Genomic DNA, 13,838 nt, shown 5'->3' with positions numbered 1-13,838 from the left:
GCGGAGCCGCAAGAAATGCCGCTGAACCGAGACAATGAACGTCCGTTGAGAACCAGGAGCGTGGAATGACGCACGCGACCAATCCGTTCGAGGACGACGAAGCCCGCTTCCTGGTGCTCGTCAACGACGAGGGCGAGCATTCGCTCTGGCCGGCCTTCGCCGGCGTACCGCAGGGCTGGACCGTCGCCCTTCCCGAGGACACCCGGCAGGCGTGCCTGGAGTACGTCGAGAGGACGTGGACCGACATGCGGCCGCGCAGCCTCGCCGAGGCCGCGGACGGTGGCCGATGACACCGCCGCCGACGACCTCGGCGCCCAACGGCGCCGCGCCGGGCGCCACCGCGGACGCCGCGCACGACGCCGCGCCCGCAGGCTCCGCGCCGGGCCGTCCCGCCCCCGGACTCCCGCCCGCCGGCGGCCCGTACGCGGCCCCCGCCGAACTCCGCGCCGTACTGGCCCGCCACCCCGCGCTCGCGGACTTCACCGCCCGCGTCACCGACTTCCTCGACCGGCACCTGCCCGAGCCGGTCACGGAGGAGGCGGCCCGGCCGCCCTGGCTCCAACTGCGCGGACATGCGGCCCGGGCGGGGCTGACGGGCTTCGACGTGGCCGCCCCGGGCACCTGCGGCGACGCGCCGCGCGGCGGCGGGGAGGCCGGTGCCGGCGTCGCCGGTGAACGCGCCCCGGTCGGGGCCGGTGCCGTACCCGCCGGTCTGGAGCGGGTGGCGCAGGGGCTCGCGATGTACCTGGCCGGCCGGCGCGACTGCGACGCGCGCGAGGTCTTCAGCTCGGGCCACGGCGCGATGCCCCTGCGCTACGGGCCGCCCGCCGTCGCCCTCGCGGTACGCGACCGGGTCGTCGGGCGCGGCGAGTTGGCCGGCGTCGCCTCCAGCGAGCCGCACTCGGGCTCGGACCTGCGCGGCCTGCGCACGGTTGCCGTCGACCACGGCGACCACTTGGTCCTGTCGGGTACCAAGGGGCTGGTCAGCCGGGTCGAGGAGGCCGTCGGCTTCGTGGTGTTCTGCAAGGTGGTCGCGCCCGAGCAGGCCGCGGCCCTGACCGCGCAGCCGGCGGCGGGTGCCGACGCGGGTGCCGACGGCGGTGCCTGCGCGGGGCTGCGGGAGGTGCCGCTGTCGGCGCTCTGGCTGCCGATGGACGCCCCCGGCGTGCGCACCCAGACCGCCGCGCCGCTGGGCCTGCGCGGCTGGAGCCTGGGCCACCTGCACTTCGACGGCGTCCGGGTCGAACGCGACCGGCTGCTCGGCGCCCCCGGCGACGGCCGCCGCATCTTCGACGCGCACTTCGCCGGCTGGCGGCTGATGATGGCGCTGGTCTGCCTGGGCGCGGCCGGCACCGCGATCGACGAGGCGATGGCCCGTACCCGCCGGCGCAGCGTCGGCAGGACGCCGCTGTCGGGCATCCCGTCCGTGGTGTCCCGGCTCGGTACCGCGGCGGCGGAGGTGCAGGCGGCCACCGCCTGGTGCTTCTCCCTGCTGGAGGGCTTCGACCGGGACACCGAGGGCGCCGACGCGGCGGCCTGCTCCGCGGCGAAGGCCCTGGCCACGGACGCCTCGTACCGTGCGGTCGACCTCTCGCTCCAACTCCACGGCAGCGACGGCTACACGTGCCACACCCCGATGGAGAAGCGCCTCCGGGACATCCGCGGGCTCCGCATCGCCGACGGCCCGAACGACGTGCTGTACAGCGTGCTCGCGCACTCGCTGCTCGAAGGCCCCCGGGCGGGCGTGCGGGTGGTGCGGCAGCGGCGGGTGTGACGGGGGGTCAGGGGAGCTTGCCGCGCAGCGCGGAGAGATAGAAGGGAATTCTCTTCACAGCCTTGCGCGATACCGGAAAGACTTCGATTTCATCGCATCTGTGGTCGTTGATAGTGAGGAAATATTCGCCGTCCGCATGCCGTAGTTCCGCGGAATAGAGGAGGTCGTCGTCCGTGTTTTCCCGTTCCTTCACACGGGAAACGATAGATCACGCTGGGAAGCGAAAGATCCACTCAATCCCGCGGCACTCGAAAGAGTGAAGATTGGCAGGTCAGGCTAGTGGGAAGGATACTTCTCCCGCTAGGCTCGGAAATGTTGGACGGGAACGTGAACGAAATTCGAAGGGGCGGGTACTGAAGATGCTTCCAGTGCTTCCTGTATTTCTGGTCGGGGCGGTATCTGCGCCTCTCATCAAAAAAGTGGTCAGGCCGGTGGTCCGCGGCACCATCAAGACGTCCGTGAAACTCGCGGTCGATGTGAAACGGGCCGCGCACGAGATCAACGAGGACATCAGCGACATCGCCGCCGAGGCGAGCGCGGAGGCGTTCGCCTCCGACGTCCGCGGCGACGCGGACGTACCGCGCCAGGGCGCGAAGAAGACCCGCACGGGCAAGGCGGTCGCGGCCGACTGAGCGGCCGACTGAGCGGGCGGCGGCCCCGGCGGCCTCCGGGCCCGGATGCGACACTGCCGCCGAGGTGATTCGCATGGTGCCCGGGAGCCCGGCTGCGTTGCGGGACGGTGTCGTTGTCGTCGGCGCGGGGGTGGTCGGTGCCTCCGTGGCGTACCACCTGGCACGCCACGGCGTGAGTGTCACGCTGCTCGACCGGGAGGCCGCCCCGGCCGCGGGCGTCACCGGTGCCTCCTTCGCCTGGATCGGCGGCACCGGCGGGTCAGGCGGCGACTGGCCCGGCGGCGCCGAGGACTTGCGCGGGTCCGTACTCGCCGACCACCGGCGGCTGGAGGCCGAGGTGCCGGGCTACGCCGTCAGTTGGACGGGCTCGCTGACCTGGCCCGCCGGGCAGACCGCGGCCGACCCGCCCGGGGTGCCGGGCAGGCGCCGGGTCGTACGGGACGACATCGCGAGGCTGGAGCCCCACCTCCGCAACCCGCCCGCGCACGCCGTCCACACCCCCGGTGACGGAGGTCTCGACCCGGCGGGGGCGACCCATGCGCTGATCGCCGCCGCCCGCTCCCGGGGCGCGACCGTACTCCTCGACACGGCCGTGACGGCCCTGGAGACCGAGGCCGGCCGGGTCGTCGGCGCCCGGTCGTCGACCGGTTTCCACCCGGCGGCGACGGTCGTCCTCACCGCCGGCACCGGCGTCGCCGAACTGTCCGCAGAGCTGCCCGCGGACGTCCGCGTACCCGTGTCCCCGGCGTTCCTGGTCCGGGTCGCGGCCCGCCCCGGCCTGGTCAGGACGATCGTGGCGACACCGGAGTTCGAGGTGCGCGAGGTGCGCGAGGGTGAACTGCTCATGACGATCCCGCGCCCCGACGACTTTTCGCCGGCGGCTCTGGCACAGGCCGCCGAGAGGGCGCTCCACCGACTCAGGAACGCCTTCCGCGGTGCGGACGAGTGCCGCCTACTGGACTACCGGCTGGGGCGCCGCCCGATGCCGCCGCACGGCCCACTCGTCGGCTACGCGGCACCGGACCGCTCCGCCTACGTCGCGGTCATGCACTCCGCCGTCACCCTGGCCCCCACCGCGGGCCGCCTGGTCGCGGCCGAACTCGCCACCGGCGAGCAGCCCCCGGAGCTGCGCCGCTGCCGCCCGCGGTGAACCACCCCTCCGCCGGGAACGGCGACCTCATGCCGTAAGGCAGTGAACGGACCGACAGGAGCGACCCGATGCCCGAGCGAAGCACGCGCCGGGGGCGCGCGCCCCTCAGCCGTGAGCGGGTGGTCCGCACGGCCGTCGCGGTCGCCGACAGGAAGGGCACGGCGGCCCTCACCATGCGGGCCATCGCCGACCCCCTGGGCGTCGAGGCGATGTCGCTGTACCACCACGTCGCGGGCCGGGAGGACATCCTCGACGGCATGGTGGACGCGGTGTTCGCGGAGATCGCACTGCCGCGGCGCGACACCGACTGGAAGTCCGCCATGCACCAGCGCGCGCACTCCGCGCGCGACGCCCTGCGCCGCCACCCCTGGGCCGTCTCCCTGATGGACTCCCGCACCCGCCCCGGCCCGGCCACCCTCCGCCACCACGACGCGGTCATCGGCGCCCTGCGAGCGGCCGGCTTCTCCGTCGCCATGACCACCCACGCGGTCTCGCTCGTCGACAGCTACCTGTACGGGTTCGTCATGCAGGAGACGAGCCTGCCGTTCGACGGGATGGCCGAACTGGAGGAGGCGGCGGACGCCATGGCCCGCGGCCTGCCCCCGGGCACCTACCCCCACCTCGCCGAACTCGCCGCCACCCGCGCCCGCGCACCGGGCTGCGACCACGCCACGGAGTTCACCTTCGGCCTGAGTCTCATCCTCGACGCCCTCCACCCCGACGAGGCGTGACCCCCGCCGCACGGCGCCGCCGTCCGCTCAGGAGGAGCCGCCCCGGGGCCGCGGGAGCGCCGTGGCGACCGCCGAAGCCGCGTCCGCGAGCAGCGCGTCGTCGGGTTCCGCGTCCCGTTGCGTGCGGTTGGTCATGACTGCCAGGACGATCGGGGCGCGGTCCGGGGGCCAGAGGACCGCGATGTCGTTGCGGGCGCCGTACGTGCTGCCCGTGCCGGTCTTGTCGCCCACCCGCCAGGTCTCGGGCACCCCGGCACGGATCAGGGTGTCGCCCGTGGTGTTGGTGCGCAGCCACTCCGTGAGCCGGGCGCGGTCCCGCCTGTCGAGGGCGTCGTCCAGGACGAGCGCGCGCAGGTCCTCCGCCAGCGCGCGCGGCGTGCTGGTGTCGCGGGTGTCGTCCGGGTTCCAGCGGCTCAGTTCCGGTTCGTCGCGCACCATGCGCGTGACGTCGTCGCCGAGTGCCTCCAGTTCCGCGTCCATGCCCGCCGGGCCGCCGAGTTCGGCGAGGACCAGGTTGGCGGCCGCGTTGTCGCTGTAGCGGACGGCGGCCTCGCACAGGTCGCGCAGCGTCATGCCCGTGGCGACGTGTTCCCCGGTCACGGGGGAGTGGGCGATGAGGTCGTCCGCGGAGTACGTGACCACCTTGTCCAGTTCCCGCGCCGAGTGGGTGCGCAGGACGACGCCCGCGGCCAGTGCCTTGAACGTCGAGGCGTACGGGAAGCGTTCGCCCGCCCGGTACGCGACCTCCCGCCCCGAGCCGGTGTCGACGGCGTAGACCCCGAGCCGCGCGTCGTACTCGCGCTCCAGAGCCGCCAGTTCGCGGACGTACGGCTCCGGCGGCGCCGAGGGGGCGGCCGTCCGCGAGGGGCTGGGTCCCGCTTGCGGTGCGTCCTGTCCGCATGACGTCAGTGAGGCGAGGACGAGCGCGCAGAGCGCCCCTGCTGCCGCGCGGTGGGTGCGGGTGAGCCGCATGCTCCGGACCTCCGGTCGATCAGTGCCGCCACCACCTTCGCCCATCCGGCGATCATGCGTCCACGCCGGGGCGAAGGAGGCCGGGAACCGTCCTCCTTCCTTCCTACGGTGGCAGGGAGCCGAGAAACGAGAGGCACCACCATGAGCATCGTCGTCACCACTCCCACCGGCCACGTCGGATCCCGCGTCGTCCGCCTCCTCCTCCAAGCCGGCGTACGCCCCCGAGTGCTCGTCCGCGACCCCGCGCGCCTCGACGCGGCGGTCCGCGGCCTCGTCGACGTACGGCAGGGCGACATGACCGACACCGCCTTCGTGCGCGAGGCGACGGCCGGCGCCCGGACCGTCTTCTGGGTCGACCCCACCCCGCACACCGACCCCGACCCCAACGCGGCCTCCGAGCGGACCGCCGCCGGGCTCGTCGCCGCCGCCCGCGCCGGCGACGTCGAACGGGTCGTGCTGCTCAGCAGCGTCGGCGCGGAACTGCGCGGCGGCGCCGGGCACATCGACGCGCTCGGCCGGATCGAGGAGAGCCTTGACGCCACCGGCGCCGACACCCTCCACCTGCGTTCCGGCTACTTCTTCAGCAACCTCCTCATGTCCCTGGACGACCTGGCGCGCGGGGTGCTCACCACGCAGTTCCGCCCCGAGCGCCCCATGGCGTGGGTCGATCCGCGGGACGTCGGCGACGTCGTCGCCGCGCGGCTGCTCGCCGACGACTGGCGGGGGCGGGTGGTCCAGGGCGTGCACGGGCCCGAGGACCTGAGCTTCGTGCGGGTCGCGGAGATCCTGACCGGGGCCCTGGGCCGGCCGGTGCGGGTGGAGGCCGTCGGCGACGACGACGTACGTGCCGCGCTGGGCTCCGCCGGGCTGCCGCCCGGCGCCGTGGAGGCGGTCGCCGGCATGGCCGCCGGCACCCGCGACATGACCCCCGAGCAGCCGCGCGACGTGCTCACCACCACGCCCACCACCCTCGCCGCCTGGGCGTACGCGCACCTGCGGCCCCTGCTCAGCGAACCGGCGCCGGCACAGCCGCGGAGCGCCGGCGGCTCGGCAGGTGCCGCAGCGTGAACAGCCCAAGCGCCGCGTGCAGCAGCCCCGCGACCAGCGCGGCCGCGTGCAGCCCCGTGACGAACGCCGACTCCGCCCGCCCGGCCGCCGCCGCCGTGATTCCCGGCACCTGGAGCGTCTCGGTGAGGGTGCCGGCCAGGTCGGGGCCCTGGAGCCGGAAGACCAGCGCCGCCAGCGAGCCGAGGAGCGCGATGCCGAGGGCGTTGCCGAGCTCGTTGCTCGTCTCGGCGATGGCCCCGGCCGCCCCCGCGCGCTCCGGCGGTACGGCGGCGACGGCGGTGTCGGCGACGACGCTGAACGAGATGCCGTAGCCGAAGCCGGCGACGACGGTGGACGCGACGTACCAGCCGGTGCCGCCCGAGACGCCCGTCGGCAGCATCAGCAGCACGCCCCCGGCGACGAGGAAGTGGGAGGCGAGCAGCCCGGCGCGGGTGCCGGTGCGCGCGACCACCGCCGGGGTGACGACGGTGGTGACGGTGAGCACGACGGCACCGGGCAGCGCCACGAGGGCCGCGTCGGAGGCGTCCAGCCCGCGTACGGACTGGAGGTAGATGCCGCCCAGGTACGCCATCGCCGACCAGGCCGCCAGCGGCAGCAGCCCGGTGACGGCCGCGATGGTGAACACCCGGTCGCGGAAGAGCCGGAGGTCGATCAGCGGGTGTGCGAGCCGCAGTTGGCGGCGTACGAACCACCAGAGCAGGGCCACGCCGCCGCCGGTCGCGGCGAACGGGACGGCGGCCGGCCCTTCGGCCGCCGCGTGCTTGATCCCGTAGACGGTCAGCAGGATGCCGGCGGCGGACAGCGCGACACTCCGCGCGTCGACGCGGCCCGTGCCGCCGGTGCGCACCTCGCGCAGCAGCCGCGGAGCCAGCAGCAGGAACAGCGCGACCACCGGGATGTTGATCAGGAAGACCGAGCCCCACCAGAAGTGCGCGAGCAGTTGTCCGCCGACGACCGGGCCGAGCGCGAAGCCCGCGGCGAAGGCCGCCGCGAAGATCCCGATGGCCTGCGAGCGCCGCCGCGCGTCCGTGAACAGCTCGCTCAGCACCGCCAGCGCGGACGGCAGCAGGGTGGCGCCGGCCACGCCCATCAGGACCCGGAACGCGATCAGCAGCTCCGGCGACGGCGCGAACGCCGCCCCCGCCGAGGCGGTGCCGAAGACCGCGGCCCCGATCATCAGGAGCCGGAGCCGGCCGTAGCGGTCGCCGATGTTGCCGAACGCGATGAGCAGGGACCCGACCGCGAACCCGTAGCCGTCGAGGATCCACAGCGCCTGGTCCGCGGACGGGGACAGCTCCGCGGAGATCCGGGGCATCGCCAGGAACAGCACCGAGCCGTCCATCGCGACCAGCAGCACCGGGCCGAGGACCACGAGGAGGCCGAGCCACGCGCGCAGGCCGGGGGCAGGAGGGGAGGGAGTTCGCCGTACGTCCATGGCCACGACGGTGCTCCGCCGCGCCGCCGCCAGCCATCCCCGAGCCGTGGGTACACCCGGCAGGGATACCCTCGGGCACCGCACCCGGGCCCGCCCCGACGTAGCCTCGTGACCATGGAGCTGGAAACCCTCGGGGCGTACCTGAAGACCCGCCGCGGCCGCGTCACACCCGCCGCCGCCGGACTCGGCACCTACGGTGCCGCCCGCCGCGTGCCGGGGCTGCGCCGCGAGGAGCTGGCGCAGCTCGCCGGGGTGAGCGCCGGGTACTACACGCGGCTGGAGCAGGGGCAGGCCGGCACCGCCTCCCGGCAGGTGCTCGACTCGCTGGCGCGGGTGCTGCGGCTGGACCCGGCGGAGACGACCCATCTGCACAACCTTGCGCGCCGCCCCGCCGCACCCCGGCTGGTCCGCCCGGCGCCGGAGGAGCCGCACCCGCGGGTGCTGGCGCTGCTGACGTCCCTGGCCGAGGCGACGCCTGCCATCGTGCTGGGGCGCCGCGGCGACGTGCTGGCCTGGAACCGCACCGGCCACGCGCTCGTCGCCGGGCACGTCGACTTCGACGCGCCGGGCGACCCCGCGCGCCGGCCGTCCGTGCCCCGGATGTTCTTCCTCGACCCGCTGGCGCGGGACCAGCACGCCAACTGGGCGGAGCTGGCCCGTATCCACGTCGCGTACCTGCGGCTGACCGCCGGCCGCTACCCTGCCGACGCGCGCCTCGCCGAGCTGATCGGCGAACTCGCCATGGGCAGCACCGACTTCGCCCGGCTGTGGGCCTCCGGCGACGTCGCCGACTGCACCGTGGGCACGATGCGGCTGCGCCACCCCACCGTCGGCGCGCTCGACGTCGACTACCAGGTGTGGCTGCAGCCCGACAGCCCCGACCACCGGCTGGAGGTCTACACCCCCGGCGACCCCGCCTCCGCCGACGCGCTCCGGCTGCTGGCCGCCGCATCGCTCCCGCCGGGCGCCTGACACGATGCGGCCATGACCTCAGCGAACGAGCAGGGCGAACGGGGCGAACGCGTCGAACAGGACGGCTGGGACCAGCAGGGACACCAGCAGTCGCAGCGCGACCGCAGCCGGCAGGCCGGCTCCTTCGGCGCCGCCGCCGGCGCCTACGAGCGCGGCCGCCCGCCCTACCCGCCCGAGGCGAGCGCCTGGCTGGTGCCCGGCACCGCCCGCACGGTGGTCGACCTCGGCGCCGGCACCGGCAAGCTGACCCGCGCCCTGCGCGCCCCCGGCCGGGAACTCGTCGCGGTGGAGCCCTCGGACGGCATGCGCGAGGAGTTCGCCCGGGTGCTCCCCGGCGTACGGGCCCTCGCCGGCACCGCCGAGGCGATCCCGCTGCCGGACGCGAGCGCCGACGCCGTCGTCTGCGCCCAGGCGTGGCACTGGGTCGACCCCGACCGCGCCGTCCCGGAGGCCGCCCGGGTGCTGCGCCCCGGCGGGCGGCTCGCGCTGGTGTGGAACAACCGCGACGAGTCGGTGCCCTGGGTCGCGGAGCTGGGCCGCATCCTGCGGGAGTACGCCGCGCCCCCGGCCGAGGACCGCCAGGCGGACCGCATCGGCGCGCCGTTCGGGCCGGTCGAGCGCCGTGACTTCCGCTGGCGCCACCCCATGACGGACGCGGAGATCGTCGACATGGTCACGTCCCGCAGCTACGTGATCACCCTGGCGCCCGCCGTACGCGACGCGCTGCTGGACCGGGTCCGCGCGCTGCTCGCGGTGGAGCGACCGGGTGAGATGCCGTACGTGACCGAGTGCCATCGCGCCGGGCGATGAGTTTCGCGGGGCCGGCCGGTCTACCGGTATGGACATGCACTTTCTGAACGCCGGAGGACCACCATGACCGCCAAGGCACTACCGCCCGTCGTCGACACCGACACCTGGCGCCGCGAGCTGGACGAGCTGCGCGTCCGGGAGAAGGCGGCGACCCGGGAGCTGGACGCGATCGCCGCGCAGCGGCGCCGGCTGCCGATGGTCGAGCTGCCCGACTACACCCTGGAGGGTGCGGAGGGTCCGGTCCGGCTGGTCGACGTCTTCGAGGGCAGGTCGCAGCTCATCGTCTACAACCACATGTGGTTCGACGACAAGGAGTGGCAGTGCGGGGGCTGCACGAGCTACACGGCGCAGTTCACCCGCTTCGGCTTCCTCGACCCGTACGACGCGCGGTTCGTCATCGTCACGCAGGGCCCGATCGACGAGGCCCTGGCGTACAAGAAGCGCGTCGGCAACCGGATGACCTGGTACTCCACCGCCAACAGCCCGTTCGGCTCCGACGTCGACGCCCCGCCCGGCGGCGGCTTCGCGCTCAACGTCTTCCTGCGCGACGGCGACACCGTCTACCGCACCTGGCACTCCAGCGGCCGCGGCACCGAGCAGCTCAGCCACACCTTCCCGCTCGTCGACGTGCTGCCGTACGGGCGGCAGGAGGAGTGGCAGGACTCGCCGGAGGGCTGGCCGCAGTCGCCCGCGTACAGCGGCTGGCTCGACTCGAAGGACATCGCCCGCCTCTACGGAGAGGACGCGTGACCCCGCGCGGCTAGTGCGGGGGCGGGGGAGGCGGCGGGAGCGTCGACGTGCTGGGGGCGGGCTCGGGCCACACCAGCAGCAGCGGGCACGGCGCGTGGTCGACGACGAAGCGGCTCGGCGGGCCGAGGCTGCGCGGGCCCAGGTGCGCGCGGTCGCCGTCGCGGGCGACGACCAGCAGGTCGGCGCCCTCCGCCGCCGCGACGACCTCCCGCTCGACCCGCCCCGTGCGCTTGTCCAGGGTGCAGGGCCGGCCCAGCCGCGCGGCGGCCTCGGCCAGCAGCTCGTCGGCGGAGGCGTCCGCGAGGTGCTCCAGCCGCTCGCCGGGGTCGCGGCCGGGCCCCCCGGGCCCCGGCCGCCCGGGCGCGGGCAGGCCCCGGCCGAGCAGCCCCGCGAGCGCGCCGTGCGCCGCGCCGGGCACGTCGGCCGGGGCGACGTGGAGCAGGACGACCTCGGCGTCGTACGGCGCGTGCGCGCCCGCGGCGTCCACGCAGGCGGGCCACGTGCCCTCGACGATCCACACCACCACGGCCACGGGTCACCCTCCTCCGATCACGGTCAGCGACACCCACAGTGCCAGCACCGCGGCGCCCAGGCTCGCGGGTACGGCGTACACGCCGAGCCGGGTGAACTCCTTCAGTTCCACCTCGGCGTCGTGCGCGTGCACCACGCGCCGCCACAGCAGGGTCGCGAGCGAGCCCGTGTAGGTGAGGTTCGGGCCGATGTTGACGCCCAGCAGCACGGCCAGCACCGCGGCCGGCCCCGAGGGGGCCGCCAGCGGCAGCAGGACCAGTACCGCGGGCAGGTTGTTGATGACGTTCGCGAGCACGGCGGCCAGCGCTGCCGTCCCCAGTAGCGCGAGCAGGCCGGTGCCCGTCGGCAGCAGCCGCCCCAGGGCCGTGCCGAGGCCGTTGTCGACGACGGCGCGGACGACCAGCCCCAGGGCGAGGACGAAGGCGAGGAACGGGGGCGCGGTGGCCCGCAGGAGAGCCGCCGGGGTGGTGCGGCGCCGGGCCAGGGCGCGTACGGCGAGGACCGACGCGCCCGCGCACGCCGCCCACGCCGGGTCGACCCCGAACGCGGAGGCCGCCGCGAAGCCGGCGAGCGTGCAGGCGAGCGTCGCCAGCGCGAACACCGGCACCGCGGGCGGCGCCACCGCGGCCGGGGCGGTGGCGCCGGCGTCCAGGTCGACGGCGAAGTAGCGGCGGAATACGGCGTACTCGACGGCGATCGCCGCCAGCCACGGCAGCGCCATCAGCCCGGCGAACCGGGTGAAGCTCAGCCCGCTGGCGGCGAAGGCGAGCAGGTTCGTGAGGTTGGAGACCGGCAGCAGCAGCGACGCCGCGTTCGACAGGTGGGTGCAGGCGTACACGTGCGGCCGCGGCCGTGCGCCGAGCCGGGCGGCGGTCGCGAACACCACCGGCGTCAGCAGCACCACGGTGGCGTCGAGGCTGAGCACCGCGGTGATCGCCGAGGCCAGGACGAAGACCTGCGCCAGCAGCCGGCGCGGACGTCCCGCGGCGGTACGGGCCATCCACGCCCCGCACGCAGCGAACAGCCCGTCGTCGTCGCACAGTCGGGCGAGCACCAGCACCGCCGCCAGGAACCCGACGACCGGCCCCAGCCGCGCCGCCTCGTCGGCCGCGTGGCCGGGGGAGAGCGCCCCCGTGGCGACGACCACCCCGGCGGCCGGCACCGCCACCACCGCCTCGGGCAGCCCTCGCGGCCGTACCACCGCGCAGACCAGCACCGCCGCCAGCAGCGCGACGGACAGGGCCTCGGCCACGGCAGTGCTCACCGCCCCATCCTGGCCGCCGGGTTCCCGCCGCGACGCGAGGCGAGGCCGTGTCGGACCTGCCTTCTAACCTGGTCGGATGACGCGATTCGAGGGGTACGGGGCGCTGGTCACCGGCGCCGGGCAGGGCATCGGCGAGGCGGTCGCGCGCCGGTTCGCGGCGGAGGGCGCGCAGGTGCTGGTCACCGACCGGGACGGCCCCCGCGCCGAGCGGGCCGCCGCCGCGATACGCGCCGCCGGCGGCACGGCCCGGGGGCTCGCCTGCGACGTGACGGACGGGGAGGCGGTCCGGGCGGCCGTCGCGTACGCGGCGGACGCCTTCGGCGGTCTGCACGTGCTGGTCAACAACGCCTACGCCGTACACCGCGACCCGCCGCGCTTCGAGGACTGGCAGGAGCCCGACTGGTACGAGGACTTCGAGGTCACCCTGCACGGCGCGGCGCGCTGCGCCCGCGCGGCGCTGCCGCTGCTGGCCGCGGCGCCGGGCCGGGCCGCGATCGTCAACATCGGCTCGGTCAACGCCGAACGCCACTACGGCGAGCACGCGTACAGCGCCGCCAAGGCCGCGCTCGTCTCCCTCACCCGCACCCTGGCCGTGGAGAGCGCGGCACGCGGGGTGCGTGTGAACCTCGTCGAGCCCGGCACGGTGCGCACCGCCGTCTGGGAGAACCGGCCCGAGGTCCTGGCCCGGGTCGTCGAGCACTACCCGCTGGGCCGCGTCGGCGAGCCGGACGACATCGCGGCGGCGGTCGCGTTCCTCGCCTCCCCCGACGCGGCGTGGATCACCGGCGTCAGCCTGCCCGTGGACGGCGGGCTGCTGGCGAGCCACCTCGCGATGTCCCGCGGCATCGCGGGGGACCGGCGGCGGTGACGGCGGGCTTCCCCTCGGCTACGTTGTGGGCCGCGCACCCGATCCGGAAGGTGGAGTTCATGTCAGAGGAAACCTTCGACGACGGCGCGCGGCAGGTGGTCGTCGACACGTCCGTGCCGCACTCGGCGAGGATCTTCAACTACTGGATCGGCGGCAAGGACAACTACGAGCCGGACCGCACCGCCAGCGCCCGGTTCCAGCAGGTCTTCCCGGAGATCGTCGATCTCGCCCGCAGCGGGCGGCACTTCCTCCGCCGGGTCGTCGGCCACCTCGCCGGGGAGGCGGGCGTACGGCAGTTCCTGGACATCGGCACCGGGCTGCCCACCGCGGACAACACCCACGAGGTGGCCCAGCGCATCGCCCCCGAGTCCCGCATCGTGTACGTCGACAACGACAAGCTCGTCCTCGCCCACGCCCGCGGCCTGCTCACCAGCACCCGCGAGGGCGCCACCGCGTACATCGACGCCGACGTCGAGGACCCCGAGGCGATACTCGCGGGCGCCGCGCGCACCCTGGACCTCGACCGGCCGGTCGCCGTGATCCTCATGGGCATCCTGGCCCACGTCGACGGCTACGAGCAGGCCAGGTCTGTGGTGCGGCGGCTGATGGACCCGCTGCCGCCGGGCAGTTACCTGGCGATACGCGACGGCGTCGAGGGGAACGAGAAGTACAGCCGCGCGATCGCCGGCTACAACGCCAGCGGCGCCGTGCCGTACCACCTGCGCAGCGCCGAGCAGATCGCCGGCTACCTCGACGGCCTGGAGCCCGTCGAGCCCGGCGTGGTGTCCTGCCCGCTGTGGCGGCCCGAGCCGGTGGAGGTCGGCAGCCCCGTGGAGATGGCGGTCCTGGGCGGCGTCGGCCGGAAGCCGTAGACCGCGGCG

16 protein-coding genes are annotated in these 13,838 nt (G+C 75.0%); 11 read left to right on the top strand and 5 right to left on the bottom strand.

Features of this window, described 5'->3' with window-relative positions; translation table 11 throughout:
• The first annotated feature begins 65 nt into the window (after positions 1–65).
• Entirely contained in the window at positions 66–290 is a 225-nt protein-coding gene (locus LG396_RS06795) for an MbtH family protein (protein ID WP_018837133.1), read from the top strand.
• Positions 287–1,774: an acyl-CoA dehydrogenase family protein gene (locus LG396_RS06790; RefSeq protein WP_225794041.1), complete on the top strand. Its 1,488-nt coding sequence runs from the start codon at positions 287–289 to the stop codon at positions 1,772–1,774. The genes LG396_RS06795 and LG396_RS06790 overlap by 4 nt, the downstream gene beginning before the upstream one ends.
• Before the next feature lie 7 nt (positions 1,775–1,781).
• Here the strand turns inward: LG396_RS06790 and LG396_RS06785 are convergent, their stop codons facing one another.
• The gene (locus LG396_RS06785; RefSeq protein ID WP_225794040.1) at positions 1,782–1,967 is read right to left on the bottom strand and encodes a hypothetical protein; all 186 of its coding nucleotides are present in this window, start codon (positions 1,965–1,967) and stop codon (positions 1,782–1,784) included.
• 226 nt (positions 1,968–2,193) lie between these two features.
• Here LG396_RS06785 and LG396_RS06780 point away from each other — a divergent pair, with 226 nt between their 5' ends.
• From LG396_RS06780 to LG396_RS06770, 3 genes are all read left to right on the top strand, one after another.
• Positions 2,194–2,406, top strand: a complete 213-nt coding sequence (locus LG396_RS06780; RefSeq protein ID WP_018843411.1) for a DUF5132 domain-containing protein — start codon at positions 2,194–2,196, stop codon at positions 2,404–2,406.
• A 73-nt stretch (positions 2,407–2,479) separates the two neighbouring features.
• Positions 2,480–3,556, top strand: a complete 1,077-nt coding sequence (locus LG396_RS06775) for an NAD(P)/FAD-dependent oxidoreductase (RefSeq protein ID WP_225794039.1) — start codon at positions 2,480–2,482, stop codon at positions 3,554–3,556.
• A gap of 68 nt (positions 3,557–3,624) precedes the next feature.
• Complete coding sequence (locus LG396_RS06770) at positions 3,625–4,287, top strand: TetR/AcrR family transcriptional regulator (protein WP_225794038.1); 663 nt, start codon at positions 3,625–3,627, stop codon at positions 4,285–4,287.
• Positions 4,288–4,314: 27 nt separating this feature from the next.
• Here LG396_RS06770 and bla read toward each other — a convergent pair whose 3' ends face one another.
• On the bottom strand, positions 4,315–5,259 hold the full coding sequence (gene bla, locus LG396_RS06765; protein ID WP_225794037.1) for a class A beta-lactamase: 945 nt from the start codon (positions 5,257–5,259) through the stop codon (positions 4,315–4,317).
• A gap of 141 nt (positions 5,260–5,400) precedes the next feature.
• On the opposite strand from bla, the gene LG396_RS06760 reads away from it, so the two are divergent.
• Entirely contained in the window at positions 5,401–6,327 is a 927-nt protein-coding gene (locus LG396_RS06760) for an NmrA family NAD(P)-binding protein (RefSeq protein ID WP_225794036.1), read from the top strand.
• On the opposite strand, the gene LG396_RS06755 is transcribed toward LG396_RS06760, so the two are convergent.
• Complete coding sequence (locus LG396_RS06755) at positions 6,266–7,768, bottom strand: MFS transporter (RefSeq protein WP_225794035.1); 1,503 nt, start codon at positions 7,766–7,768, stop codon at positions 6,266–6,268. The genes LG396_RS06760 and LG396_RS06755 overlap by 62 nt on opposite strands.
• Before the next feature lie 108 nt (positions 7,769–7,876).
• Here LG396_RS06755 and LG396_RS06750 point away from each other — a divergent pair, with 108 nt between their 5' ends.
• From LG396_RS06750 to LG396_RS06740, 3 genes are all read left to right on the top strand, one after another.
• Positions 7,877–8,734, top strand: a complete 858-nt coding sequence (locus LG396_RS06750) for a helix-turn-helix domain-containing protein (protein WP_225794034.1) — start codon at positions 7,877–7,879, stop codon at positions 8,732–8,734.
• Between the two features lie 12 nt (positions 8,735–8,746).
• A complete protein-coding gene (locus LG396_RS06745) occupies positions 8,747–9,544 on the top strand; it encodes a class I SAM-dependent methyltransferase (RefSeq protein ID WP_225794033.1) in 798 nt (265 codons plus the stop codon).
• Between the two features lie 63 nt (positions 9,545–9,607).
• Positions 9,608–10,294, top strand: coding sequence for a DUF899 domain-containing protein (locus tag LG396_RS06740; RefSeq protein WP_225794032.1), 687 nt, complete (start codon positions 9,608–9,610; stop codon positions 10,292–10,294).
• Between the two features lie 10 nt (positions 10,295–10,304).
• On the opposite strand, the gene LG396_RS06735 is transcribed toward LG396_RS06740, so the two are convergent.
• Complete coding sequence (locus LG396_RS06735; RefSeq protein ID WP_037742619.1) at positions 10,305–10,826, bottom strand: universal stress protein; 522 nt, start codon at positions 10,824–10,826, stop codon at positions 10,305–10,307.
• Between the two features lie 3 nt (positions 10,827–10,829).
• Positions 10,830–12,089 (bottom strand): SLC13 family permease, encoded by a 1,260-nt coding sequence (locus LG396_RS06730; RefSeq protein ID WP_018843404.1) that lies wholly within the window; start codon positions 12,087–12,089, stop codon positions 10,830–10,832.
• A gap of 76 nt (positions 12,090–12,165) precedes the next feature.
• Here LG396_RS06730 and LG396_RS06725 point away from each other — a divergent pair, with 76 nt between their 5' ends.
• Entirely contained in the window at positions 12,166–12,957 is a 792-nt protein-coding gene (locus tag LG396_RS06725; protein WP_225794031.1) for an SDR family NAD(P)-dependent oxidoreductase, read from the top strand.
• A gap of 59 nt (positions 12,958–13,016) precedes the next feature.
• A complete protein-coding gene (locus tag LG396_RS06720) occupies positions 13,017–13,829 on the top strand; it encodes an SAM-dependent methyltransferase (RefSeq protein WP_037743016.1) in 813 nt (270 codons plus the stop codon).
• Positions 13,830–13,838: the final 9 nt, after the last annotated feature.

This window comes from Streptomyces aculeolatus, from assembly GCF_020400605.1.
GTDB classification, from domain to species: Bacteria; Actinomycetota; Actinomycetes; order Streptomycetales; family Streptomycetaceae; genus Streptomyces; species Streptomyces aculeolatus.
This window is presented reverse-complemented; position numbering and strand designations above follow the sequence as displayed.